This is a genomic window from Porcincola sp. LCP21S3_C12 (genome assembly GCF_052118625.1).
Taxonomy (GTDB): domain Bacteria; phylum Bacillota; class Clostridia; order Lachnospirales; family Lachnospiraceae; genus Porcincola.
Genome location: NZ_JBQKGW010000006.1, coordinates 143,601 through 169,810, shown reverse-complemented (window position 1 = coordinate 169,810; position 26,210 = coordinate 143,601). Strand labels below are relative to the sequence as shown.

17 protein-coding genes, 1 tRNA gene and 1 riboswitch are annotated in these 26,210 nt (G+C 52.2%); of the genes, 1 reads left to right on the top strand and 17 read right to left on the bottom strand.

Annotated features, from left to right (window positions below; all coding sequences use genetic code 11):
• Positions 1-227: 227 nt before the first annotated feature.
• From ACTQ1N_RS05235 to ACTQ1N_RS05200, 8 genes are all read right to left on the bottom strand, one after another.
• Positions 228-317: transfer RNA gene (locus ACTQ1N_RS05235), tRNA-Ser, on the bottom strand.
• 330 nt (positions 318-647) lie between these two features.
• Complete coding sequence (locus ACTQ1N_RS05230) at positions 648-4,802, bottom strand: hypothetical protein (RefSeq protein WP_441955311.1); 4,155 nt, start codon at positions 4,800-4,802, stop codon at positions 648-650.
• A 66-nt stretch (positions 4,803-4,868) separates the two neighbouring features.
• A complete protein-coding gene (locus ACTQ1N_RS05225) occupies positions 4,869-7,022 on the bottom strand; it encodes an efflux RND transporter permease subunit (RefSeq protein WP_441955309.1) in 2,154 nt (717 codons plus the stop codon).
• Positions 7,023-7,272: 250 nt separating this feature from the next.
• Entirely contained in the window at positions 7,273-7,833 is a 561-nt protein-coding gene (locus ACTQ1N_RS05220) for a TetR/AcrR family transcriptional regulator C-terminal domain-containing protein (protein WP_321049606.1), read from the bottom strand.
• A gap of 32 nt (positions 7,834-7,865) precedes the next feature.
• Positions 7,866-8,663 (bottom strand): RluA family pseudouridine synthase, encoded by a 798-nt coding sequence (locus ACTQ1N_RS05215; protein ID WP_441955307.1) that lies wholly within the window; start codon positions 8,661-8,663, stop codon positions 7,866-7,868.
• 92 nt (positions 8,664-8,755) lie between these two features.
• Complete coding sequence (gene metK / locus ACTQ1N_RS05210) at positions 8,756-9,943, bottom strand: methionine adenosyltransferase (RefSeq protein WP_441955305.1); 1,188 nt, start codon at positions 9,941-9,943, stop codon at positions 8,756-8,758.
• A gap of 232 nt (positions 9,944-10,175) precedes the next feature.
• Positions 10,176-10,276, bottom strand: a riboswitch (SAM riboswitch).
• Positions 10,277-10,487: 211 nt separating this feature from the next.
• Positions 10,488-11,582: a PucR family transcriptional regulator gene (locus tag ACTQ1N_RS05205; protein WP_441955303.1), complete on the bottom strand. Its 1,095-nt coding sequence runs from the start codon at positions 11,580-11,582 to the stop codon at positions 10,488-10,490.
• A 273-nt stretch (positions 11,583-11,855) separates the two neighbouring features.
• Positions 11,856-12,959 carry an ABC transporter ATP-binding protein gene (locus tag ACTQ1N_RS05200; RefSeq protein ID WP_441955301.1) on the bottom strand — a complete coding sequence of 368 codons (1,104 nt, stop codon included), beginning with the start codon at positions 12,957-12,959 and terminating at the stop codon, positions 11,856-11,858.
• A 368-nt stretch (positions 12,960-13,327) separates the two neighbouring features.
• On the opposite strand from ACTQ1N_RS05200, the gene ACTQ1N_RS05195 reads away from it, so the two are divergent.
• Positions 13,328-14,314, top strand: a complete 987-nt coding sequence (locus ACTQ1N_RS05195; protein WP_441955299.1) for an exonuclease domain-containing protein — start codon at positions 13,328-13,330, stop codon at positions 14,312-14,314.
• Here the strand turns inward: ACTQ1N_RS05195 and ACTQ1N_RS05190 are convergent.
• The 9 genes from ACTQ1N_RS05190 to ACTQ1N_RS05150 all read right to left on the bottom strand — a co-directional run bounded on the left by ACTQ1N_RS05190 (position 14,301) and on the right by ACTQ1N_RS05150 (position 26,192).
• Positions 14,301-15,038: a tyrosine-type recombinase/integrase gene (locus tag ACTQ1N_RS05190; protein ID WP_441955297.1), complete on the bottom strand. Its 738-nt coding sequence runs from the start codon at positions 15,036-15,038 to the stop codon at positions 14,301-14,303. The two genes, ACTQ1N_RS05195 and ACTQ1N_RS05190, sit on opposite strands and share 14 nt — an antisense overlap.
• A 35-nt stretch (positions 15,039-15,073) precedes the next feature.
• Positions 15,074-16,849, bottom strand: a complete 1,776-nt coding sequence (locus ACTQ1N_RS05185; protein ID WP_441955295.1) for a serine hydrolase — start codon at positions 16,847-16,849, stop codon at positions 15,074-15,076.
• Between the two features lie 10 nt (positions 16,850-16,859).
• Complete coding sequence (locus ACTQ1N_RS05180; RefSeq protein WP_441955293.1) at positions 16,860-17,591, bottom strand: type 1 glutamine amidotransferase; 732 nt, start codon at positions 17,589-17,591, stop codon at positions 16,860-16,862.
• Positions 17,588-18,970, bottom strand: a complete 1,383-nt coding sequence (locus ACTQ1N_RS05175; RefSeq protein WP_441955291.1) for a MurT ligase domain-containing protein — start codon at positions 18,968-18,970, stop codon at positions 17,588-17,590. The genes ACTQ1N_RS05180 and ACTQ1N_RS05175 overlap by 4 nt, the downstream gene beginning before the upstream one ends.
• Positions 18,971-19,000: 30 nt before the next feature.
• Positions 19,001-20,221, bottom strand: coding sequence for a serine hydrolase (locus ACTQ1N_RS05170; RefSeq protein ID WP_441955289.1), 1,221 nt, complete (start codon positions 20,219-20,221; stop codon positions 19,001-19,003).
• A 15-nt stretch (positions 20,222-20,236) separates the two neighbouring features.
• Positions 20,237-22,774: a DNA gyrase subunit A gene (gyrA, locus tag ACTQ1N_RS05165; RefSeq protein WP_441955287.1), complete on the bottom strand. Its 2,538-nt coding sequence runs from the start codon at positions 22,772-22,774 to the stop codon at positions 20,237-20,239.
• A 22-nt stretch (positions 22,775-22,796) separates the two neighbouring features.
• Positions 22,797-24,734 (bottom strand): DNA topoisomerase (ATP-hydrolyzing) subunit B, encoded by a 1,938-nt coding sequence (gene gyrB, locus ACTQ1N_RS05160; protein WP_441955285.1) that lies wholly within the window; start codon positions 24,732-24,734, stop codon positions 22,797-22,799.
• Positions 24,735-24,870: 136 nt separating this feature from the next.
• Entirely contained in the window at positions 24,871-25,980 is a 1,110-nt protein-coding gene (gene recF, locus ACTQ1N_RS05155; RefSeq protein ID WP_441955283.1) for a DNA replication/repair protein RecF, read from the bottom strand.
• Positions 25,980-26,192, bottom strand: a complete 213-nt coding sequence (locus tag ACTQ1N_RS05150) for an RNA-binding S4 domain-containing protein (RefSeq protein WP_154527092.1) — start codon at positions 26,190-26,192, stop codon at positions 25,980-25,982. Before ACTQ1N_RS05150 ends, recF begins: the two co-directional genes overlap by 1 nt.
• Positions 26,193-26,210 lie beyond the last annotated feature (18 nt).

The following is a 26,210-nucleotide window of genomic DNA, read 5'->3' as shown; positions in this document are numbered from 1 at the left end:
GGATCAAAGATGTTACTGACATCTCTTATCCCTTTTACTGTTTAAAGGTCAGTTCCTTAAATAAAACTTTTCAGAACTTTCAAGGTTGTTTCACTGTTCAGTTATCAAGGTGCTCTGTTTGTCGCTTTTGTTTCTCAGCGGCAACTTTGATATCATATCACTCAGTCAATTGCTTGTCAACAACTTTTTTATTGTTTCAAAACGTTTTTTCTGAATCCATATGATAGCGGAGAAAGAGGGATTTGAACCCTCGCGCCGGTTAAACCCGACCTACACCCTTAGCAGGGGCGCCTCTTCAGCCTCTTGAGTATTTCTCCGAGCCTGAATAGATCTCTCTATTCATCTATTATTGTCTTCCCCTCCGACGCTCTTACGCATCTTACGGGGTAGAACATGATTATTCTATTCAAATCAAACCCCTTTGTCAAATGAAAATCAAGGCGTTTCAACCATTTCGTAATGTTTTCTAAGCTTTTGTCTGTCTGCCATACAGATTCCGGTATTCCTTTCATTATCCCGTATATTGATGGCATCAGCACGTAGGCCGCAAAATCCCATTTCACCGGCAACATAAGGAAAGAGCAGACCCGTCATGAGGCCTGCTCTCTCTCCTTCCCTTCATCTGTAATGATGCAGAAGCAATATGGTCAGTCTGCTTCTGTGGACGGCTCTTCATCTGATGATCCGGAATCGTCCTTCTTGATTGAATCACTCCGGATAATGAATTTCACGGATCCCTTCATATCATCGCTGATTCCGGAGAAGCTGTCGTAGCTCTTACCAGCACTCCTGAGTGCTTTCATTCTGTCGGCAAGGTCCTTGATATCTCCGTCGAAGAGGTCAACAATCTTCTGAATTCCTTCGTCATTGAATTTCTTCATGCCGTCCTTCAGCTCTTTCGCACCATCGTTCAGATCTGAAGCACCATCATCCAGCTTCTTTGCGCCATCGTCCAGATCATCTGCACCGTCTTTCAGCTGTTTGGTTCCATCATAAAGATCAGAAGCGCCGCTGTTCAGCTTGTCATTGTTGTCCACAAGCTTCTTGACACCCTTCTTCGCATCCGAAACACCACTGTCTAGCTCGGAAGCGCCGCTTGAAAGCTTCTTGGCTCCATTATTCACAGCAACCGTACCGGCAACCAGTGTTCTGGATCCCTTATGAAGATCACTCGTTCCATCATAGAGCTGTGAAGCCCCCGACGCGAGCTGGCTGGTTCCACTGTGGAGCTGGCTGGTCCCACTGTAAAGTGTCGATGCACCGGATGAGAGCTGGGATGTTCCCGTCTTCAGGGAAGAAGCACCACTTGCAAGCGCGCTGGCCCCCGTCTTGATCTTGCCGGCAGCATCATCCAGACTGCCTGCGCCAGCCGACACCCGGCCTGCGCCAGACTGAAGAGATTGGAGGCCGCTGCTGAGAGAAGACGCGCCATTTGCTGCGTTATTGAAGCCATTCGCTAACTGATAAACGCCACTGCTTAGAGCCGGAAGTTTCTCAATGTTTGTCTTCAGTGCCGTTAACTTATTAATCAGAACATTCTTGTTCTGAGGCGTCACACCGTTCAATTCTTCCTGCAGCGCGCTCAGCTTTATTTGAATAGATTTAACGCTATCTTCGTTCTGAACACCAGCGACAGCAAGAATAACTGGCTTCATGGCATTGATCTGATCTGTCTGTGTTAGCTGTGCCAGATCACGATACTTCTGAGGATAAGCAGCGGCAAGATAGTTCATTCCTGCTTTTGTATACCAATCCACAACCTGCTGGTTTGCCTCAGGCGCGGTTCTTGCATCGTTTTGAACTCTTTTCAATTCTTCACTCGTAGATTCCACCGCATTTTTAACGATATCATCCGTATTTTCACTATTCGCAAGGTTGGCGTCGTCCTCCGCTGCATATTCATTCTCATCAGACGTATTCGTCGGCTGCCCCGTCTCTTGTGTCGAATCACTCTCTTCCTGTTTCTGTTCAGATGCAACTGTCTGCACAGATTCAGCCTGCTTTTCGACAACACCCTGCGTGGATTCTTCTACCTTTACATCTTCAGATGCTGCATCCTGTGCCTGTTTATGTGCATTTTCATCCGCCTGTGAACTCGACGTTCCAGAAGCTTTCAGAAGCTCCTGATACGCCATTACGGCCTCCTGATACTGCTTGATCGTATCCTGATAGGATGCAATTGCTGCCTGATAGGACTGGATTGCCGTATCATAATCCGATGCTGCTGTTTTATAACTATTCTGAGCAGACTCATAGCTCCCCGCTACAGACCGAGCGGTTCCGACTGCACCATTCACGTCCGCAATGTGTCCGCTCAGGACCGGGATATTCATCGCTGATACAAGCTTTGATACCATCGGTGAATAAGCAGATTCTGCCTCTGTATAGGCATTCGAAGCAGCGGTTGCTGCTGCCTCTGCTGAATCTGTCGCTGACTTTGCACTCTCGGCTGCACTGTCTGCTCCCTTAGCCTGATCTGAAGACTGCTCTGCTGCGCTGTCTGCATTTTGTGCAGCCTCAGATGCCGCACTGTCGTCAATCTTGACTTTCTGTTCTGTTGTATCTTCATCAGACGCAGATGAGGATAACGTACCGTCCGTTTTTTCTGCTGTAACGTTTTGATCAGATACAGCAGGAACACTTTCCTCGGCAGCACCGGATTGCAGCTCACTCTTCTGCTCTTCAGGTACGTTATCTGCATTCGGAGCACTCAATGCTGTATTTACCGTTGATTCTGATACAGCATTGTCTTTCGTTTCCTCAGAAACTGTATCTTCTGTGTTGCCTGACAGCTTGCTGGTTTCTCCACTATCTCTATTAGATGATGTCGTTGTGTGACTGTTGTTTTTACCACCCGGAGTAACATTATCATTCCTGTTTACATTCTGATCAGATTTTGTTGGTACACCTGCTCCTGAAGTACCAGACTGCTGAAGCGTCTGCAAGATCTGTGCTGTAATCTGGCTTTCCAGTGCTGGATCACCCTTCGCACTCTTTTTTGCGACATTATTCGCTATACCGGCAACCATGAACTGCTGTAGTTGATCCTCGGTAATCCCAGATTTTATACAATAGTCTTGTAAGCTTTTTGCAGAAATGAGTTCAGGATTCTTTTCCAACACACCTGTCAGCTGCGATAATTGTTTGACAAGGTCCTGCGCTTTCTGATTGTCCACACTCTCTAGCTTATCGATGATCCACTTCAGTTGGGATGTTTCCTGCTTTAGGTCTACATTAGTTACAGCCTTATTCAGCTCCTTCGCACCTGCTACGCCCTTCTCCAATCCCGCCGCCAGCTGTGCCGCTCCGGCTGCTGCCTTATCGGTTCCGCTCTTGAGGTCTGCCGCGCCGGCTGAAAGCTTCTTGGTTCCGTCCTTGAGCTGGTCTGCTCCATCAGAAAGCTGCGCCGCCCCGCTCTTCAGAGCGGCTGCGCCGCTGTCTGCCTGCTTTGCGCCGGTACTGAGCGCCTGTGCGCCGCTCTCCAGCCTCGCGGCACCGCTGTTTGCGCTGGAAGCGCCTGAAGACAGCGCCTTCGCGCCATCCTTCAGCTGCTTTGCTCCATTTCTCAGACTGACAGCTCCATCCTGAAGCTCTCCGGTTCCGTCTGCCAGGCTGGACGCCCCGCTCTTCAGCTGGGAGGTTCCGCTCTTCAGCTTCTTTGTTCCGTCATAGACCTGGGAGACGCCGTCCGTGTACTCCGACAGACCATCCTTCAGATCGCCTGCTCCATCCTCCAGATCCCCGGCGCCATCCTTCAGCTTGGAGGTGCCATCCTTCAGGTCTGAGGTGCCATCCTTCAGGTCATTTGTTCCATCATACAGGTCAGAGGTGCCGTCCACCAGCTTCTTCGACGCATCCTTGAGGTCTGAGACCTGATCCTGAACCTTGTCAAACGAGCTTCCCTCATCGAACTCGTCCAGCACGCTGTCGAGCACATCGTCCATGACAATCGTCATGTTCATGTCCATGCTGAAGTCCGTGACATCCGCCTCCACATCGATGGACTCCGGAATCTTGGAATCATCGATATCGAGATCTTTGTCATCAGAGAGTGCCAGGCTCTCCCTCAGTCCCGGAAATGCAAGTCCCACGACTGCTGTGCTGTCGCCTTCCTGGATGACCTTGCCGCTCGAGACCGTCACATTGGACGCGCTGCCTTCTGTCAGAAGAAGGCCGGACATCACACCGAACGGAACCTTGACGGTAATCTTCTTCCCGTCCACTGTCTCCGTCTTCGTCTCATTGTTCGTATATTCAAAATGAATCTTCAGATGCCCGCTCTTTCCTGCCAGATTCTTCGGGTCGATCTGCTTTCCATCGAGCGTGTAGGTGATCTTTACCCCAACCGGAGCCTTCTTGTCGGAATTGCCCTGGTAATAGATATCATTGCCACCCGCTGCCCAGGTCAGGTTCTGTCCGTTCTGTGTGAAGGTCTCGTCACCTTTTACGTTCTCGATACCGGTCAGATCGGAGAAGTCCTTCAGGCTGTCATCCTTTTTGAGATTCTTCAACCAGTCGCTGACAAGCAGAGACTTCTGATTGCCGCTGGCATCTGTGAAGATGTAAACCGTCTCATCCTTCTCGGCTCCGTCACTGTCATCCTTTGTCTTTCCGGATGAAGTTCCCTCGCTCTCCGTTTCACTGCCGCCCTCAGCCTCTGTCTCGGACAGAATCTCCGTCTCACCCTTTGCCTTCTGCGATCCGCCCGAAGCCGATGCGGACACGACACCTGTCAGCGTCAGCCCCAGGGCTGTCATCGCAGCCAGAAGTTTTCTGAACGTTCCCTTATAAAGTCCCTTCATAGTGTTTCATCCCCTCTTCACGTTAAATCAAGTCATCATCACTCAAGCCGCCACAAATCCAGCCTGTCAGGTTTCTTTCGCAGGTTTCTCTTCTCCTGATGCCGCACCCGCTGCCTTTTCTTTCTTCCCTTTCTTTGGAAGAAATCCAAGGCTTGTGTGGACGATCAGTCCGTCGCACGCGTACAGAAGCGCCGGCAGGATGAAGACAACCGTTACCATCGAGATCAGAGCGCCGCGCGCCAGCAGCGTGCAGAGCGAGCTGATCATGTCAATCTTCGAGTACAGGCTGACACCGAATGTCGCCCCGAAGAAACTCAGCGCCGATACGAGAATGGAGTTGATGCTCGTCCGGTGTGCGATATAGACAGATTCCTTTCTGCTCTTTCCGGTAGAACGCTCAAACTTATATCGTGTTGTCATCAGGATCGCGTAGTCGACCGTCGAGCCCAGCTGAATGGTGCCGATGACAATCGAAGCGATGAACGGCAGCGTCTGGTGCATGAAGAACGGAATCGACATGTTGATGAAGATGGCGAACTCAATGGCTGCGACCAGGATCACCGGAAGCGATACAGACTGCAGGACGAAGAAGATGATCACGGCAACCATTGCAATGGATGTCCAGTTGACAACCGTGAAGTCTGTGTTCGTTGTCTCAATCAGATCCTTTGTGCAGGGCGCCTCACCGACCAGCATGCAGTTCTTGTCATAGCCCTTGATGATCTTCTGAATCTGGTCGCACTGCTGGTTCACCTCATCGGAAGCGAGCTTGTAGTTCGACATAATAATGAACATCCGCCAGTTCTTGCTGTTGAACGTATCCCATAGCTCGGTCGGAATCATTTCCTCGGGAAGCTGGGAGCCGACAATGTTGTCGATTCCGAGTACAGCCGTGACGCCGTCCAGATCCCGGATCTTCTTCTCCATCTGCTCCATGTCCTTGCGGCTGACAGACTGCGGCGCGAGAACCATTTCCGTGGTACTCATGTCAAAATCGTCTTCCAGCTTTGTGTTCGCCTGGACAGAAGGAAGACTCTTCGGGAGTGTCCTCGCCAGATCATAGTAGACGTTCGTATGGCTCTGCCCATAGGCTGCCGGGAGCCAGATGAGGCCAAACACAACCAGAAGAATCGGATAATACTTCTGCACCCAGTCCGGAATCCACTTGAAATTCGGTATAATCGCCTTGTGCCGCGTCTTCTGGAGAGGCTTGTCCAGCACCAGGATCAGGGCCGGAAGCACCGTGACAACTGTCGCGACACCGAACAGGACACCCTTCGCCATGACAAGCCCGAGGTTGATGCCAAGACGGTATGTCATGAAGCACATCGCCAGGAACCCTGCAACCGTCGTGATGGAGGATCCGATGACCGATGACAAGGTCGCCTTGATGGCGGTTGCCATCGCGTGCTTCGGATCGTCCGGATGGCGGTCTCTCTGTTCGATATAGGAATGCCAGAGGAAGATGGAGTAATCCAGCGTCACACCAAGCTGAAGGACTGCAGCCAGTGCCTTTGTGACATAGGAGATCTTTCCGAAGATCCAGTTGGTTCCCATGTTGTAGAGGACTGCCATTCCGATGGATACCAGGAAAAGCAGCGGTGCCAGGAAGGAGTCCATTGTCAGCTGGAGGACGATCAGACACAAAATGACGGCGAGAATCACGTAAACCGGTGCTTCCTTATCTGCCAGTGCCTTTGTATCGATCAGGCCCGCTGTCATACCGCTGATAAAGCACTGCTTCTTCGCAATCTTCCGAAGCGCTTCAATCGCGTCACCTGACTCATCTGATGAGGTTCCCGTTTTCAGGACGACCATCAGAAGCGTCTCATTCTTGTCTTCCTGGTAGAACGCATCCCTGATTTTATCCGGAAGAACCTCGACCGGGATGGAGATGTCCGCAAAGTCATCATACCAGAGAACCTTCTTGACATGGTCGACCTTCTCCATCTTTTTCTTCATCGCAGCGACATCCTTGAATGGCATGTCCTGTACCATGATGAACGAAAAACCACCTGTCCCGAACTCATCCTCCATGATGGACTGCCCCTTCATGGTCTCAAAGCTGTCCGGCAGGTAGCTGAGCATATCATAGTTCGTCTTTGTGCCCAGGTAACCGATCACCGAAGGGATCAGCAGGATAAAGGCGGCAATCAGAATCACGAATCGCGACTGCACGACCGCCCAACCGAATTTGTTCTTTTTCTTCATACCCTTCATTCACACTCCTCTGTACTGGCAGGTATCTTCTACAACCGGCTTGTTTCTATCGAGTTACAGCATAGTCAGCCAGCCTTACAGGTGAAATATCCAAAACATTACAAGTGTAAATAAAAAACGACACTTCTACAAAAGTGTCGTTTCTACCTTATCAGTTTGCAAATGCATGTAAAGCTAACGTCTGCTGTGTGCTGCATTCGAGATGATTCGCTGTACAGCACGCCTCCGCATACAGGATATACGATGTATCTCAGATATCCTGCGGAAGATCCATCATGGAGTGGCTCGCAATGAAGGAGTACATGTCCACCATATCCTCCGGCGGGATTGTCATCCCACGCTCAATCCATCCCATCAGGACAAATGTCAGACTCTGCGCGTAATAGTCGGCGATCCACTTTGGCGTCAGCCAGGAATACTTTCTCGACTTGCCGACATGGTTGCTCAGAAAATAACCATTGATCGTCTCTGAAACCAGGTTCTGAACAATGCTCTCGAAGGAATTCTGTCCCTTCGTCCTTGCCACATGGCTGTAAAATTCCTTATTCTTCAGAATTGCCGTGAAGATGAAGGTGACAGCCTCCCGCTGCATATTGTTTCCAAGCAGGATACGGACAGGCGCAAGGACCTCCTCCCTGCAGATCCACTCAAGGAGCTCATACTTATCCTGAAAATGATTATAAAATGTGACGCGGATCACGCCGGCGCGGTCTGTGATCTCCTTAATGGTAATCTTCTCAACCGGCTTCTCAAGCGCAAGTTCCTTGAAGCTCTCGGCGAGAAGCGTTTTCACTTCTCTTTTCTGCTGCATTGAACAACCTCAGGAATCTCTCTGGAACCGCTTTATCTTACCATTTTTATTGATTGTGCGCAACCGGTTGAATGTTCGTCCTCCTTCAGAAAGGATGGCGTGATGGAAAATTTCATTTTCTGGTGCGTCGTCGGATGCCTGAACTGCAGGCTCGCCGCACACAGCTTCAAATTGTAGTCATAATACAACCCGGCCGGTCCGTACTTCCGATCCCCGTCGATCGGAAGACCAGCCCCCGCAAGCTGAACCCGGATCTGGTGATGCCGCCCGGTATGGAGATGAATTTCAAGGAGTGCCCGTCCTTCCCATGCCGTATCTGACGGCCAGATCTTCAGTGTGCGGAAGGTCAGCTCCGACCATTTCGCATCCTTTGACGGATTCGGCACGATCTCTGTGGTATTTCTGGCAAAGTTTCTTTTCAGATAATTCTGAAGAACCGTCACAGAGTGCTCCGAACGCTTCACCTTGTCACAGGAAGCGCGGTCCTTCAGCAGCACGACAGCCTGGTAGACCTTGCGCATATCCGTATATGCGCCCTCCCCCGTCTGTGTCTTATTTGCATTCGCCTTTGCCTGAACCTGACGGCTCAGTTCACTGGCCGCCTGAGGTGTCTTCGCGAAAACGACAAGTCCCTCGACGGGCTGGTCAAGCCTGTGGACGATTCCAAGATAGGGTTCCTCCGCACCCGGCGCAGCCTGTCCTTTTTCGGCGCAAAGATGGTTTTTCAGAATCGAAATGAGATCCTTCCGGGAAGCTGTCCCCGCCTGAACCGGAAGACCGGATTCTTTGTTCACGACAATGATGTCATCGTCCTCATACAATATTTCCATAGATACCTGCTTGTATTTGCCTGCCGTCTGACTGTCTATCCGTAAAATGAAAGGGGCCGGACACTGTCCGACCCCTGAATTGTACAGTTCAATCAGCCGAGATACTTTTTCAGATCATCGACCTTGTCGAGCTTCTCCCACGGAAGATCCAGATCATCGCGGCCAAAGTGTCCGTACGCAGCGGTCTGCTTGTAGATCGGTCTGCGCAGATCCAGCATCTTGATGATTCCTGCCGGACGAAGATCAAAATTCTCGCGCACGATATCGGTCAGCTTGTCATCTGCAAGTTTGCCGGTTCCGAAGGTATCCACCATGACGGAGGTCGGCTGTGCGACACCGATTGCATAGGACAGCTGAATCTCACACTTGTCTGCAAGGCCTGCGGCCACGATGTTCTTCGCAACATAGCGCGCCGCATATGCTGCAGAACGGTCAACCTTCGTGCAGTCCTTCCCGGAGAATGCTCCGCCGCCGTGTCTTGCAGCTCCACCATAGGTGTCGACGATGATCTTGCGGCCGGTCAGACCGGAATCCCCGTGCGGTCCGCCGACAACGAAGCGGCCGGTCGGATTGATGAAGTACTTGGTGTTCTCATCCACAAGATTCTGCGGAAGAATCGGGTCGATGACGTACTTGCGCACATCCTTGTGAATCTGCTCCTGCGTGACATCCGGATCATGCTGTGTGGAAATGACAACTGCGTCGATTCTCGCAATCTTGTCATCGTCGTACTCGACCGTAACCTGGCTCTTTCCATCCGGACGAAGATACTTCAGGGTTCCATCCTTGCGGACCTTCGTCAGCTGGCGGCAAAGCTTGTGCGCGGTGGAAATTGCGAACGGCATGTACTCCGGTGTCTCATTGCAGGCATACCCGAACATCATCCCCTGGTCGCCGGCACCGATCTGCTCCAGCTCATCATCGGTCATCTTGTTCTCTTTGACTTCCAGAGACTTGTTGACGCCCATCGCGATGTCCGGAGACTGCTCATCAATCGCAGTGATGACAGCGCAGGTGTCTGCGTCAAATCCATACTTGCCTCTTGTGTAACCGATCTCACGAACGGTATCACGGACAATCTTCTGGATATCGACATAAGCCTTCGTCGTGATTTCACCCATGACAAACACAACACCTGTCGTGCAGGCGGTCTCGCAGGCAACACGGCTCATCGGGTCCTGTTCCATCAGTGCGTCCAGAATCGCGTCCGAAATCTGGTCGCACATCTTATCCGGATGTCCCTCAGTGACGGACTCGGAAGTAAAAAGGTGCTTTTCCATCTTGACTCTCTTTCTGATCGACCACTCGATCTGCTGAATGCTTTGCTTTTCCTTACTCTCCCTAAGGCTGTCCGGACATAGCCGGAAGCACCTCCTGCTTCTGTTCGCGCGCTGCGGCGATCCGCAGCCTGCCTGAACAATGAGTGAGCGGTCTCACCACGTCCAGGTTCATTGCAGCCGAACATACACAGTAAAAAATCCGCCATAGGCGGATCTGAGTACATGTCAAATCCCCTTATTGTTCGAGTTTCCTCGCTCAGGTTGGCACCTTCCCCGCGGGGGGTTGCCGTGGTTTCACAGGTCCTATGTACCTCCGCCACCTCTGAATAAGAGAAAAGCAAAATCTGTATGGTTGTTGATACGACACAGAATGTACATGAAAATAAAATTTCCGTCAAGGATTTCACTCTCCCTGACGGAAACAGTTCAAAATGTGTGTCCGATGCAGATATACACACGCCGGAACCTGTCGTTCTGCGATGCATTCCGCATTCCCTTCCCTCATGCGGATCCGAAGCCGGCAGCATTCATCTCCACCTTCACCTCATGAGGCTGTGCTGTCCAGATAATGCAGATAGCTCTCCACCATGAGCGCAATCTTGAAGGTCAGCGCATCATCGAACTTCCGGATGTCAAGACCCGTGGACTTGTCCAGCTTCTCCAGCCGGTAGACCAGGGTATTGCGGTGGACAAAGAGCTGGCGTGCCGTCTCGGAAACGTTCAGGCTGTTGTCAAAGAACATGTTGATGGTCTGCAGCGTCTCCTCGTCAAATGTATCCGGCTGCTGTTTGGTAAATACCTCTTTGATGAACATCCGGCAGAGACTCTCCGGCAACTGATAGATCAGGCGACCAATGCCAAGCTTGTTGTACATGTGAACCCGCTCGGCACTGTAGAAGATTTTTCCTACATTCAGCGCCATCCGGGCTTCCTTGTATGAGCGGGAGACCTGGGAAATATCATGGATGATCGTGCCCGCCGCCACACGTACATCCGTCATGGCTTCGGTATTCAGCGTATCCCGGATGGAGTTGGCTGTCTGCTCGATGTCCTCATAGTTATCGCCGCCTGCCTCAAGCTCCTGCACCAGGATGATGCTCTTTTCGTCGACTTCCGTGATGAAGTGCCCTTCCTCATCGGAGAACATGTTCCGCAGAACCTCCATCGACTCGGTATCCTTCTCGTGCCTCGTCTCGATGATAAAGACAACCCGGCTGCGCTCGCTGACAATGTGAAGTTTCTTCGCGCGGTTGTAGATATCGACCAGAAGCAGGTTGTCCAGAAGAAGATTCTGGATAAAGTTTGACTTGTCAAAGCGTTCCCTGTAAGCCATCACCAGATCCTGGAGCTGACTGACACAGATGCGCCCGATCATATGGACATCCTCACCTGCGCCTCTCGCGATCAGGATATATTCTGTCTGATCCTCTTCTCCCATGACCTTGAAGAAATGGTGTCCCTGAACTTCCTGACTGTCTGCCGGGGATGAGGCAAACTGTCTGACCGTCGCGGCATCGACATCCTCGCTTCCCTGCGTAGATGCCGCAACAGACCCATCCGTCCCGCGCACCGAGAAATCAATCTTCGTGATCTCCTTCAGCTTCTCGATCGACGACTTGATAATCTGATTTGAAATCATAGATATCTCCCTGCTCTAAACCATAACGCTCTTCTGTATGAATTCAGCCTGACCGGCCATATTTCCACCGTTTCCTCGAGTTTACACGGTTTTTTGTCCTGTTGCAAGCACTGCAGGATTCCCCCGCATCATGATACCCGTCACACGGCAGTCCTGATCCGCAGGATGTCTTCGCGCTCATCGTTCATGCATGCATCCGTTCAAAAAAGGGAGGCTTCCCGGATGGAAAGCCTCCCTGCCTTATCAGATATTCAACTTGTCAGGCAGAACCGATCAGTTTGTGATCACCTGCTCGGTCTCCTTGTCAAATACGTGAATCTTGGAAGTCTCGATACCGAAGGTTACTTCGCTTCCGGTTCTTGCTTCCGTTCTCGGATTGACGCGTGCGGTCATGTTTGCGCCATTGACGGTGAAGTACAGGAATACTTCTGCGCCGAGCAGCTCATAGACCTCGATCTTTGCCTTGATGGTGGAGTCGCACTTTGCGACAAGCTCCGGATCATCATCTAGGTGCTCCGGACGGATACCAAGGACAACCGTCTTTCCGACATATCCGCCATCCACAACCTTCTTCGCCTTCTCAGCCGGAAGATGAACCTTTCCTGCTGCGCCAAGGTCAAGATCGCCGTTCGGAAGAACCTTTGCGTCAAGGAAGTTCATCTGCGGAGATCCGATGAATCCTGCCGTGAACAGGTTCGACGGCTTGTTGTACAGGTTCTGCGGTGTATCAACCTGCTGCACAACGCCATCCTTCATGACGACGATTCTGGTACCAAGGGTCATAGCCTCTGTCTGGTCATGTGTGACATAGATGATGGTTGCGCCCAGTCTCTGATGCAGCTTGGAGATCTCGGTTCTCATCTGAACACGAAGCTTTGCATCCAGGTTGGAGAGCGGCTCATCCATCAGGAAGACCTTCGGGTTACGGACAATTGCACGTCCCATTGCGACACGCTGTCTCTGTCCGCCGGAAAGAGCCTTCGGCTTTCTGTCAAGCAGCTTCTCAAGGTCAAGGATCTTTGCAGCATCTCTGACCTTTCTGTCGATCTCATCCTTCGGTACCTTTCTCAGCTTCAGAGAGAATGCCATGTTGTCATAAACGGTCATATGCGGATACAGAGCATAGCTCTGGAAGACCATTGCAATATCACGATCCTTCGGCTCGACATCATTCATGACCTTGCCGTCGATCTTCAGCGTACCGGAGGAGATTTCCTCAAGCCCTGCAATCATACGAAGCGTCGTAGACTTTCCGCATCCGGATGGCCCGACGAAGATGATGAACTCCTTGTCGGCGATATCAAGATTAAAATCCTTCACAGCCTGGAACCCGTTCGGATAAACCTTGTTGATATGCTCAAGTGATAAGCTTGCCATAGATAACCTCCCACTTTCTATGAGAAAAACACTGATCAATGATTCACCTTGTAATCCCCCGCTCAGAATACTCCCCAAGCGATGACCCCAGTATATCGCGCCTCAAATATTTTAGCTATTGACGAGTAACACAATTTTTCAGCGATGCTGTTGTGTTTCCATCCAAAGAAAACAGGCGTTCTTTTTATTCATGTATGAATTGACGAAATAGTACCTTATTTCATAAACAAAATGACGAATCGCCGCATTTTCATATACATTGCCATCAACTCCACAGTACCGTATACTGTAACAGTCCGGGCTTCTGAACAGGCGTTTTCCGCAGAATGGCCGGCGTACGAAAAAACGATTACCAGGGAGTTTTTACAATGAACTATATTGTCCTTGATCTTGAATGGAATCAGTGTCCTGCGGGAAAGCGCAGGGAAGACCCGAGGCTTCCGTTTGAGATCATCGAAATCGGTGCTGTCCGGATGGACGAAAGCTTCTGCAGACAGGATGAATTTCATGAGATCATCCGCCCTGTCCTGTACAAGACCCTTCATCACTGCACACGCAGCGTCATTCATATGACAGAGGCGGATTTTATCGGAAAGCGCTCATTTCCGGAGGTCTTTACCGATTTTCTTGCCTGGTGCGGGGAGGATCCCGTGTTCTGTACATGGGGCCCCGGGGATCTGACAGAGCTCGAGCGGAATGTCTCCTGGCACATTCAGCAGAAAAATCTTCCTGAAAGCTGGCCGTTCCCGTTTCCCCTTTTCTTCCGTGATGTTCAGAAGATTTTTTCCTATGTGTATGAGGACCACAAGGAGCGGCGATCTCTGAAATGGGCTGTCCAGTATCTGAACCTTCCGCAGGATGAGGCCTTCCATGATGCCTTCTCCGACGCTGTCTATACAGCTGAGGTTCTCCGGAAGCTCCCCCGGCAGACGGTGGAGGAATACACCTCCATCGATACCTACATCACGCCAAGGTGCCGCAGGGATGAAATCTATGTCAATTACGGCACCTATCGCAAGTTTATCTCAAGATCATTCAAAAACCGGGATGATGTGATGAAGGATCCTGTCGTGATCTCCACCTGCTGCCCGGTCTGCGCAAGGAAGCTCCGAAGAAAGATCCGCTGGTTCTCTGAGAATGGGAAAAATTACCTGTCCGTCGCCATCTGTCCGGAGCACGGGCTTGTGAAGGGAAAGATCAGAATTCGTCAGAACACGGACGGCGAATGGTTTGTCATCAAAACCATCCGCCCGATTACGGATGAAGAATATGAAAAAGTACGCCGCAGGAAGGAATCGGTCCAGCAGAAACGGCGGACAAGACGTGCGGCGCACAGCGCTTTCACACTTCCCTGAATTCGTCCAGAAGTGTGTCGATGGATGAGAGGAGGCTTTCGACCTTTCCGAACCAGACATCCGGATTCTTCGGGCTCTGCATTTCCTCCTCGATTTTATACAGTTCATTCCGGATCCGCTCAATATGGTGCATTCCGGATCCGCCTTCATACAGACGGCTGCGGGCACGCGCATTTTCCTGCGGTGATTTCCGCTGGATGCCGATCTCATGGTTCGGCTGGATGCCAATGAAGCGATATGTCACAGAAGGAGAACTGTGATTCATCAGATCCTGAATATAGTAGATGTCTCCTGTCCTTCTGTAATACCGCCAGGCGAATGTTTTCCGCATCGTCGCCGCGCAGAGCTCCGGCTGGCCTGCCTTGTCTCCAGCCTGTTTCAAAACCCGGTAGGCCTGCTCTCTGGAGAGCGGCTGCGATGTGCGCTTTCCATACCCGCAGATCAGGTACCCTTCCTCGTCTTTTCCTTTGGTGAAATCATCGATCACCGTTCTCAGATCAGCAGGGATATAAAATGCGCGCTTCACGTCTCGTGTCCCGATCGATGATGTGATGAAGTCTTTTCCTCTGACATCCCGAACCCTCAGATTCAGGATTTCCTGAAGCTGAAGGCCTGTCCCGATCCCTACGAGAAACAGAACCAGATACTTTTGATCGATTTTTTCCAGTTCACTGCAGATGCGCTGAATTGACACCTCATCCTTGATGGGCGCTACCCATTTCATTTTCGAATCCTTTCAGAACATAGCCTGCTTTTTGTTTACTGCTTCTTCATTGCCTGGCGCAGCTCCTCCTCAATCTCAGCCGTCGTCTTCTCCTCGATCTCCTGTTCTTTCCTCCGGGCTTCCTCCTGTGCCTGGTGCATCTTCTTTCTCAGACGGAAGTTCCGTGTGGAACGAACCAGAAAAATCAGGATCAGCAGCAGTACAACCAGCAGGATCGTCCCGACCGAGAGAATGATTGCTGTTCTGTGCGCTTCCCAGAAACTCAGACGTCTCTGATCCAGATTCTGGACGTAGCTGCTGACATTCTGCCATACCTTTTCATTGGTCAGCTGGGCAGCCTCCTGCTTGTCTCCCGTCTCCCCTTCGTCCGCCTTCAGCGTGACACTGGCACTGGCCTGCCAGGAACTTGTCAGCTTCAGGTTCACCGGGCTCACCGAAACACAGCGGCTCCCGACGGGCCATCCGCCCAGCGTATAGTAAACGGCTCCTTCCGTGGGCTGAATATCGGCTGGCTGTCCGCAGATTGTCCCATACTCACCAGCGAGTGTATTGGTGCCGTCGGCTCCTTTGAACTGCGATGTCTCCACTGCCGTTTTGTCTGTCCCTGCCGGAACCGTCACCATCCCGGAGCCCTTGACGTCGGCAATCTTCTGGGCCAGCTCCGGTGATTCCAGATCCGCGCCGGCTCCAAGGTAATGAACACCCATTGCGTCCGCCAGAGTTGTTTCCGCCTTCTGAGTATCCGCCTGAATGTGCGTGAACTGGTCAAACCCATATTTCAGAAGATCGGTTGTCTCCCGGTAATTCTGCGGTGCTCCGTTGCCATGAAGAAGAACACAGACAAACCGCTTTCCATCCTTCTCGCCGAAGGTAACAAGGGTATTCCAGGCGCTCTCCGTAAATCCAGTCTTTCCGCCTGTACACACATCATCATAATAATCGCTGTCCGTCTGGATCATCTTGTGATGATTGGCAAAGACCCTGGCGTCCGCCGTCATGTTGGTCGGCTTGATCTCATACTCCTTCGTGGCGATCAGTTTCCGAAAGTTTTCATTGTCATAGGCTGCAGCTGCGATCAGCGCGAAATCACGCGCACAGGTGTAATGATCGTCGTTCGGCAGACCGCTGGGATTTACAAAATGGCTCACCGTGCAGCCAAGTTCCTGCGCCTTCTGATTCATCAGATCTGCAAATGCACTGACTGAACCTGAGACATGAACGGCAAGCGCGTTCGCCGCATCGTTTGCAGACTCCAGCATCAGCGCATACAGTGCATCCCGGACGGATATCTGTTCTCCCTCCTGCAGCGCGATGTTGGACGCATTGTCATCCAGGTCATAGACAGCCGACGTACAGGTGATCATATCATCCAGGTTCGCATGCTCGAGCGTCAGGAGCGCCGTCAGAATCTTTGTAATTGAAGCAGGGTAGAGCTTTCTCTGTATGTTTTTTGCATACACGATCGCACCCGTGTCCAGATCCATGACGATACCGGCTGAAGCCTGGATGGCCTCACCCTGCGGCCAGCCCGAGATATCATTGGTCTGGACCGGCTCATAGTATTCGTCCGGAATAAACTCCTCCTCCGAACTGTCCTGACTGTCTCCGCTGTCGTCGCTGACGACAGGATCCGAAGATCCGTCTGAGACACCATCCGAAGCCGCCTGATCGTCTGTGACATCCGATCCTGCATTGTCATCGGTCACAACAGTGGCATCTTCTGCATAGGTCAGTCCGGCTGTTCCGGACCCCGCGGCCAGTATGGCGGAAAGAACAAAGACTGTAATCTGCTTGATCCACTTTGCTTTCATGTATATCCCCTTATGAATCAGATGAGCCCGCAAACCGCTTAACGATATACGCGTTTGCCTCTCTCTCCTCATGATCGTCGAGAGGCTGAAGCGTCCCCTCATATCCTCGTCTTCTCAGCGCCCGCAGCAGCAGGTCATCGCAGACGTGCGGATTCTTCGGCAATAGAGGCCCATGAAGGTAGGTTCCGATCACATTCCGGTATATAACACCCTCCTCATGGTCCCTGCCATTGTTTCCATAGCCGAAGACGACCCTTCCAAACGGCTTCACACCCTCCCCCAGATGTGTTCTGCCGCCATGGTTTTCAAACCCGACAACCGGATACGGATAACGGTCATTCTTCAGAACAATATTGGATATCAGCCTCGGGGACCCCTGCTCCGTATACAGATCTGCCAGGTGCAGACCTTCCATCTTCCCCTGTGGTGTGTTGTAATAATGGCCGAGCAGCTGATAGCCGCCGCAGACTGCAATCGTTGTTCCGCCGTCCTCGACGTAATCCCTGAAATCTTTCTGAATCTGCTGGAGCTTCCTGCAGACAATCATCTGTTCCCGGTCGGATCCGCCTCCGAGCAGAACGATGTCAAGATCCGAAAAATCCACCCTGTCATCGATGCAGAACCGCCGGACTTCCACATCGAACCCGCGCCACAAAAGACGCATCTTCAGGCACTGAATATTCCCCCTGTCCCCGTACAGGTTCAGAAGATCCGGATACAGGTGGCCGATTGTAAGCTTCATCTTGCACCCTCCCTTCGGCCTTCCATCTCCCCGAGAATTTTATGCGTACTGTAGAGCGCCGTGTAGTTGACCAGTACATACAGATTTCCGCAGCCGTCCTTCAGCCGCTTTTCTATGGCGGTCCGAACGTCCGCCTCAAGATCGGCATGGATTCCGACATACTTCAGACGGAGCCGCATATCCTGACATCTCAGCCCGGAGACTGTGATGGAACGTATGCTCTGATCCGCAAACCGGTCGAAATCGACATCCCACAACCAGGAGATATCTGTTCCGTCCTGTGCGTTGTCGTTGATGACAATGATCAGATCCTTCGGACTTTCATCCTCCATGACGGAAGATATATTCTGGTTGAAACCGGCGGGATTCTTCGCAAGGTTCAGCAGAACCGTCGACCCTCCGATCCGAAACAGTTCATTCCGCCCGAACTCCGGTCTGTACTTCTTCAGCATCTCATCGAAGTGATCCGTCTTCAAACCGCAGGTTCTGACCGCCGCATAGCAGGCCAGAATATTGTAGATATTGTAAAAGCCTCTGTAGGAAGCCTCAATATGCCGCAGCGGCAGCTTCCCTTCCCCCGTCACAGCGCGCTGTACGACGTCAAAGGAAAGACCGCCCTTCAGGCCGATGTGGCAGGCGTCGAAGTCCACATCCGGCCGCCTGAATCCACAGTGCGGGCAATGGTAGACGCCCAGCTGACTAAAATGATAGAAGTCATAGACCAGACGATGCCCGCATTTCTTGCAGAACTGGCCTTCCCGGATCTCATGGTCATCTTCTCTGTGAAAGACCTGCTCGGATATGCCGTATGTCACAACCTTGTGACCGCTTTCAAGCGCCAGATAGCTGCTCAGCGAGTCGTCGGCATTGACGATGATGGTCATATCCGGTGCCATATCCATGGCTTCCTTCAGAAGGTTCATCGTGATATCGATCTCTCCGTAGCGGTCCAGCTGGTCACGGAACAGATTCGTCAGAACCATATAATCCGGCTTCATATGAGGAAAGACCCGCTTTGCGGAGGCTTCGTCGACTTCAATGACCGCATTGTCTGCATCCAGCCTTCCCGATACCCTCGATGCCAGCACAAACGCAGCCGCCACGCCCATCAGCATGTTGGATCCGGTGTGATTGCAGACAACCTTTCTTCCCTCCGCCTCATATGCAGAGCAGATCAGATTGTTTGTGGTCGTCTTGCCATTCGTCCCGCAGGTGACAATGATCTCACCCCTCACCTGGGCGGACAGCTTCTTCAATATACCCGGGTCAATCTTCATGGCCAGCTTTCCGGCCATCGTGACCCCCTGTTTTCCAGCGACCCTGCAGGCAAAGCTCAGAAGCTTTGCGGATGCGATCGCGAGCGATGTGCGAAATCCCATAGCACTCCTCCGGCGCCGGCGCCTGGTTCATTACTGAACGGAGGTTTCATTTCTGTCTCCGGACTGATACCACGAGGCCACCTTCTCAGACAGATCCCTGATCTGTGCCTGCGCCTGCTCATTTTCTCCATTCAGATCATTGGACAATACAACGAGGATATAGCCGGGTGACGTCTTTTCACCTTCCGTCTCCGGAGCAAATACAATCGCGGAGTCATTCTCAATACACCCGAGCCCGTACCCGTCCGGCATCTCTCCCGTCTTGTTTCCGGAAGAATAGCCCTCCGGAAGACCGGCCGGAATCTTGGATGTCAGCGTCTGTTTCTTCAGGATGTCGAGCATCTTGGCGGAAGCTTCCTCGTTCACAAGCTTCCCTTCATACAGATCCAGGTAAAACTTTCTAACATCTGCAGCAGATGTATAATTGTCACCCTCGGAAAGATCCGCAGCCATAAACCTTCTGCCAAGCGAGGTGTTTGTGTATCCTTCCTCCCTGCAGAACTGGTTTACCCGCTTCTTTCCTGCATCGAAATCTCCCTGTCCCAGTGCCTCAACAAGCCGGTTCGCAGCATCGTTGTCGCTGACCGTGATCATCTTCTCAATCACATCCCTCAGCTGTCCGCTGTAGCTTTCCCCGAAATTGATGACCGGATCGGTTTTCTCAGGATAGCATATATATCGGTAGACCGCCCCCATGATGAAAAGCTTGATGACACTGGCGGACTGCATCTTCTCGTTTTCTCTGTATCCATATGTGTCTTTGCCGTTCAGATCCTCATATGCAAGCGCCCATTTTTCACCGGAAGTCTCCCGTTTCTGAATGGCATCCATCGTTGACGAGAACGGACCCGTCCTATCATCTGTCCGACTGCCTTCTCCGGGAAGCTGATCCTCCTCTGTTTCTGACAGAAGACTTTTCACCGGATTGGACTGATGACCTTTTATTGTCTCCTGCAGCTGTCCTGATTCACTGCGGTCTGATATCCTGGGATCGCTGCTTTCCTGGATGATCTCACTGACCTCAGATTCACTTTCCGGACTCTCCACCAGATCATCGTCCGGGTTGTCTCCGGTCTCTGTTCCGGACTCCGTCCCGATCTCTGTCTGCCAGGTATCCGTAAACAGCACATCTTCAGCTGTCTCTGTATCATCATATTGTGGTCCTACAAAGTATTCTTTCACCCTCCCGCAGGATGAAAGCACTGCCACACTCAGCAGAAGAAAGCCCGCGGCCACCCATTTTTTTCTCATCGATGCCCTGCCCTTTTACAGTGTCTGATCCGGCTGTTCTTCGGAGTCGGAGTTCCCGGATTCACCGGACTGTATCTCCTCCATGGACTCCGTCTCATCCTTCGAGGTCTCCCGCACTTTTGCGACCGACACGACTTGCTCGTTATCTCCAAGGTTCATCAGCTTCACCCCGGAGGTGATTCTTCCCAGAACGGATATGTCACTGCAGCTCATTCTGATGATGACACCATCCGAATTGATCATCATGATCTCATCATCCGTATTCACCGCCATCGCAGCCACGACATCGCCGGTTTTACCGGTAATCTTATAACACTTGACGCCTTTTCCGCCGCGAATCTGCGGAGAAAACTCATTGATATCCGTCAGCTTTCCCATTCCCTTTCCGGAAACGGTCAGCATGTACGGTGCCTCCGACGCCGTCAGCATTCCGACCACTTCATCTCCATCCTGAAGGGTAATGCCGCGCACACCCATCGATACTCTCCCGGTCAGGCGCGCATCCCCTTCCTGAAAACGAATGCAGGCTCCATATTTCGTCACCAGCAGAATATCCTGCCGGTTATCAGTCGCCATAACATTGATCAGCTCGTCATCATCTCTCAGAATGATGGCCGTCAGGCCGTTCTTCCGGACATTGCTGTACTCGGAGACGGATGTCCGCTTGATGATGCCCTTTCTGGTCGCCATCACAAGCGTGGCATCCGGCCCGACCTCCTCATCGGAGCCGACCGGAATCACAGCCGATACCTTCTCCTCCGGCTGAAGCTGGAGCAGGTTGATGATTGCGGTTCCCCTTGCGGTTCTGCCCGCCTCCGGAATCTCGTAGGTCTTCAGACGGAAGACACGGCCCTTATTCGTAAAGAACATCAGGTCCGCATGTGTATCGGTCATCAGAAGCTGATCAATGTAGTCGTCCTTCAACGTCTCGATGCCCTTGATCCCTCTTCCGCCTCTGTTCTGGCTGCGGAAGTTGTCATTGCTCATCCGCTTGATATAGCCCAGCTTCGTCATCGTGATAACGACGTCCCGGCGTTCGATCAGATCCTCGATGCCCATATCGTCCGGAGCGAAGCCGATCTTCGTCCTCCTCTCATCCCCGAATTTTTCAGAGATTTCAAGCAGCTCTTTTCTGATCACGCCAAGCAGCTCCTTTTTGTCGGACAAAATCGCCGTCAGCCGCTCAATCAGCTTCATCAGGGAAGCATACTCTTCCTCAATCTTGCTTCTTTCCAGACCTGTCAGCGTACGCAGACGCATATCCACAATCGCCTGTGCCTGAACATCGTCCAGACCAAACCGCTTCATCAATTCTGCTTTTGCAAGCGCGACGCTCTCGCTTCCGCGGATGATCCGGATCACTTCATCGATGTTGTCAAGTGCAATCAGCAGGCCTTTTAAAATATGAGCCCGCTCCTTTGCCTTGTTCAGATCATACTTCGTCCTTCTGGTGACAACATCCTCCTGGTGTTTCAGATAGTACTGGAGGATCTCGGCAAGGTTCAGAACCTTCGGTTTGCCGTCCACAAGCGCCAGCATGATGACGCCGAATGTATCCTGAAGCTGCGTATGCATGTACAGCCTGTTCAGCACAACATTCGGATTGGCGTCCTTGCGGATATCGATTGAAATCCGCATTCCCTCCCTTGAAGACTCATCTGTGATACCGGTAATTCCATCAATCCGTTTGTCCCTGACAAGCTCCGCGATCTTCTCGATCAAACGTGCTTTGTTCACAAGATACGGAAGCTCTGTGACGATGATCTTGCTCTTTCCGCTCGGCATCGTCTCGATATTTGTGACTGCGCGCACAATGATCTTGCCCCGGCCCGTCCGGTAAGCCTCGCTGATGCCTCTTGTCCCGAGGATCTCCGCCCCTGTCGGAAAATCAGGTCCCTTGATGATCTTCATCACTTCATCAATGGAGGTCTCACGGTTCTCCTCCACACGATTATCGATCATCTTTACGCAGGCACCGATTACTTCCTTCAGATTGTGCGGCGGAATGTTCGTCGCCATGCCGACGGCAATACCGGTGGTGCCATTCACAAGAAGATTCGGAAAGCGGGCAGGCAGAATCGTCGGCTCTTTCTCCGTCTCATCGAAGTTCGGCACAAAGTCAACCGTATCCTTGTTGATATCGGCCAGCATCTGCATCGAGATCTTCGAGAGCCGAGCCTCTGTATAACGCATGGCTGCCGCTCCGTCTCCGTCCACAGATCCGAAATTCCCATGGCCGTCCACCAGCGGATACCGCATGGACCACTCCTGAGCCATGTTGACCAGGGCTCCGTAGATCGAGGAATCCCCGTGCGGATGGAACTTACCCATTGTATCACCGACGATACGCGCGCACTTTCTGTGCGGCTTGTCGGGTCCGTTGTTCAGCTCAATCATCGCATACAGGATACGCCGTTGCACAGGTTTCAGACCGTCCCTCACATCCGGAAGCGCCCTGGAGGCGATGACCGACATCGAATACATGATGTAGGACTCCTCCATCGTCTTCTGAAGATCCACTTCCCTGATCTGGTCGAATACTTTCTCGTCCATGCTATCTCCCTGTTTCTATCTCTTATACGTCCAGATTGCCGACGCGCTTTGCATTTTCCTCGATAAACTCCCGCCTGGGTTCGACCTGGTCGCCCATCAGGGTTGTAAATGTCACATCCACAGAAGACTCATCGTCATCGTCCATGGATACCTGCTTGAGAATGCGCTTTGACGGATCCATCGTGGTCTCCCACAGCTGCTCCGGATCCATCTCTCCCAGTCCCTTGTAACGCTGAATCTTGTTGTTCTGGTCACGCCCGACCTGACTGATAATATCTGCCAGCTCCTCGTCTGTGTAGGCATACCAGACCTTCTGGTTCTTCTCGAGCTTATACAGCGGAGGCGTCGCCAGGTAGACATGCCCCTGTTTGATCAGCTCCGGCATAAAGCGATAGAAGAAGGTCAGCAGAAGCGTCGCGATGTGGGCTCCGTCGACATCGGCATCGGTCATGATGATGATCCGGTCATAGCGAAGCTTTGTAATATCGAAATCCTCATGGATCCCGCAGCCGAATGCCGTGATCATCGCCTTGATCTCTGCATTGCCCAGAACACGGTCCAGTCTTGCTTTTTCGACGTTGAGGATCTTTCCTCTGAGCGGAAGAATGGCCTGCGTCGCACGCGCACGCGCCGTCTTGGCGGAGCCTCCTGCGGAATCTCCCTCGACCAGAAAGATCTCACAATTCTTCGGATCCTTATCCGTGCAGTCCGCAAGCTTTCCCGGGAGTGACATCCCATCAAGCGCAGACTTTCTTCTCGTCAGGTCTCTCGCCTTCCTGGCCGCGTCCCTGGCCCTCTGCGCCATCACAGACTTCTCGACAATCAGCTTTCCGACCTGCGGATGCTGTTCCAGATAGATCGAAAGCTTTTCGGAGAGAAGGCTCTCAACCGCCCCTCTTGCCTCGGAATTGCCAAGCTTCTGCTTGGTCTGTCCCTCAAACTGCGGCTCTGAAATCTTGATGGAGATGACCGCTGTCAGCCCCTCCCGGATATCATCTCCGGTCAGATTCTCCGCACTGTCCTTGAGCAGCTTCATGGAGCGCGCATAATCGTTGAACGTCTTGGTCAGCGCGTTCCGGAAACCTGTCATATGCGTGCCGCCCTCCGGCGTGATGATATTGTTGACAAATGAATAGACCGATTCGTTGTACCCGTCGTTGTGCTGGAAGGCAACCTCGACATAGACGCCATCCTTCATGCCCTCACAGTCGATGACATCCGGGTAAAGCGGCGTCTTCCCCTTGTTCAGATACTGAACAAACTCCCGGATTCCGCCCTCATAATGGAAAGACCGCTCCTTCGGCGGATTCTCCCGCTCGTCCGTGAGCGTAATGCGAAGTCCCTTTGTCAGGAATGCAACCTCCCGAAGTCTCTGCTTGAGCGTGTCGAAATCAAAGACCGTTGTCTCAAAGACCTCCTTGTCCGGCAGAAAGGTCACCTTCGTCCCTCTCTTGTCCGGCTCGCATTCTCCCACAACCTTCAGGCTGCTGACAGCCCTGCCCCTCTCATATCGCTGGTAATAGATCTTGCCTTCATGGAAGACCTCCACCTCGAGATAAGTGGAAAGTGCATTCACAACAGATGCTCCGACACCGTGGAGGCCGCCGGATACCTTGTATCCGCCGCCGCCAAACTTTCCGCCGGCATGAAGCACCGTGAAGACAACCTCCACAGCCGGCTTGCCGGTCTTCGAATTGATCCCGACCGGGATGCCGCGCCCGTCATCCGTTACCGTGACCGAATTATCCGGATGGATGATGACGCGGATATGCGTGCAGTAGCCGGCAAGCGCCTCATCGACCGAATTGTCCACAATCTCATAGACGAGGTGATGCAGGCCTCTCGCCGAAGTCGAACCGATGTACATGCCAGGTCTCTTCCTGACCGCCTCAAGCCCTTCCAGGATCTGGATCTGGTCCGCCCCGTACTCACCGGTCACTTCCGTATCTTCTGTTCCCATTCCATCCTCCGTATGTACGAAACCTGCCCGTCCGAGGCGGGCAGACAGTTATTCTGATACCAGCCAGCCGCACAGCCGAAACTGCCGTTTTATGCCAGACTTGTGCAGCGGCATCTGAAAAGCCTTTTATGAGCTATTATAACACAGGATCGGGGATATTTGACGGTTCCGGCTGCACATGCCCGCCCTGTACGTGGAATCGTTTGTCGATATGAAAACCGGAACGAACATACTCCTCAATTCCGGTGCATGTGATGAAGGTCTGGATATCGCCGATCGACTCCAGAAGCGCCTGCTGCCTGCCTGCGTCGAGCTCCGACAGAACATCATCCAGAAGAAGAACAGGAGGATCCCCTGCCTTTTTCTTTACCAGCTCAATTTCCGCCAGCTTCAGGGAGAGCGCCGCACTCCTCTGCTGCCCCTGGGAACCGTAATGTCTCAGATCCACTTCATCGGACAGAAATACAAGGTCATCCTTGTGCGGTCCTGTCATCGTGCTGCAGAGATAAAGATCCCGCTGTCTGCCGTCCTTAAGCGCCGACGCATATGCATCCGCCTCCACATTCTTCTCATAGCGGACGATCAGATGCTCTCTTCCTCCGCTGAGCTTCTCGTGAATCGGCCGGATGATCTCATTGAGAACCTGTACAAAAGATTCCCTGATCCGGATGATGATGCTGCCGTACCGGACCAGCTGCTCATCCCACACATCCAGTGTCTCCATGTCCCGCCTGTCCGTGGAAAGCGTCTTCAGAAGTTTTCCGCGCTGTTCCAGCACCTTGTTGTAGGACGTGAGCGCAGAGACATATACCTTGTCAAGCTGACAGAGCTCCATATCCAGAAAACGACGGCGTCCGGCAGGCCCATCCTTTATGATCGACAGATCCTCCGGAGAGAAGAGGATGAAATGTCCGAGCCCGATGAGTTCAGCTGCCCGTCTGACAGGCACCATGTTGACAGCGATTCCCTTCGCCCTGCCAGCTCTGAGGAGCATATCGATACGCCAGGAGACATCCCCCTTCCGCATCATCATCTGAAGATGGGATTCATTCTCCCCGAACCGGATCATCTCCCGGTCTTTGGAGGTCCGGTGGGACTTCGTCGTTCCGCAGACATAGACCGCCTCCAGAATGTTGGTCTTCCCCTGCGCATTCTCCCCGTAAAATAAATTCGTCCCTGGAGAAAATTCCAGAGAAAGCTCCTCATAATTTCTGAAATTCTGAAGCTTCAGAGAATCAATTTTCATCAGCGGACCCTGATCTCCTCGCCGCCGAAGGCAACCACATCGCCTGCGTGGATCTTCTTTCCTCTCATCGTGCAGACTTCCCCGTTCACGGAAGCCTTTCCCTCCTCGATGGCATATTTTGCCTCCACGCCGGAATCCACCAGGCCTGCCGCCTTCAGAAGCTGGCCAAGCTTGATGAAATCCTCCTCACCGTGCAGTTGAAATTCTCTCATATGGCACCTCCTGCGCCG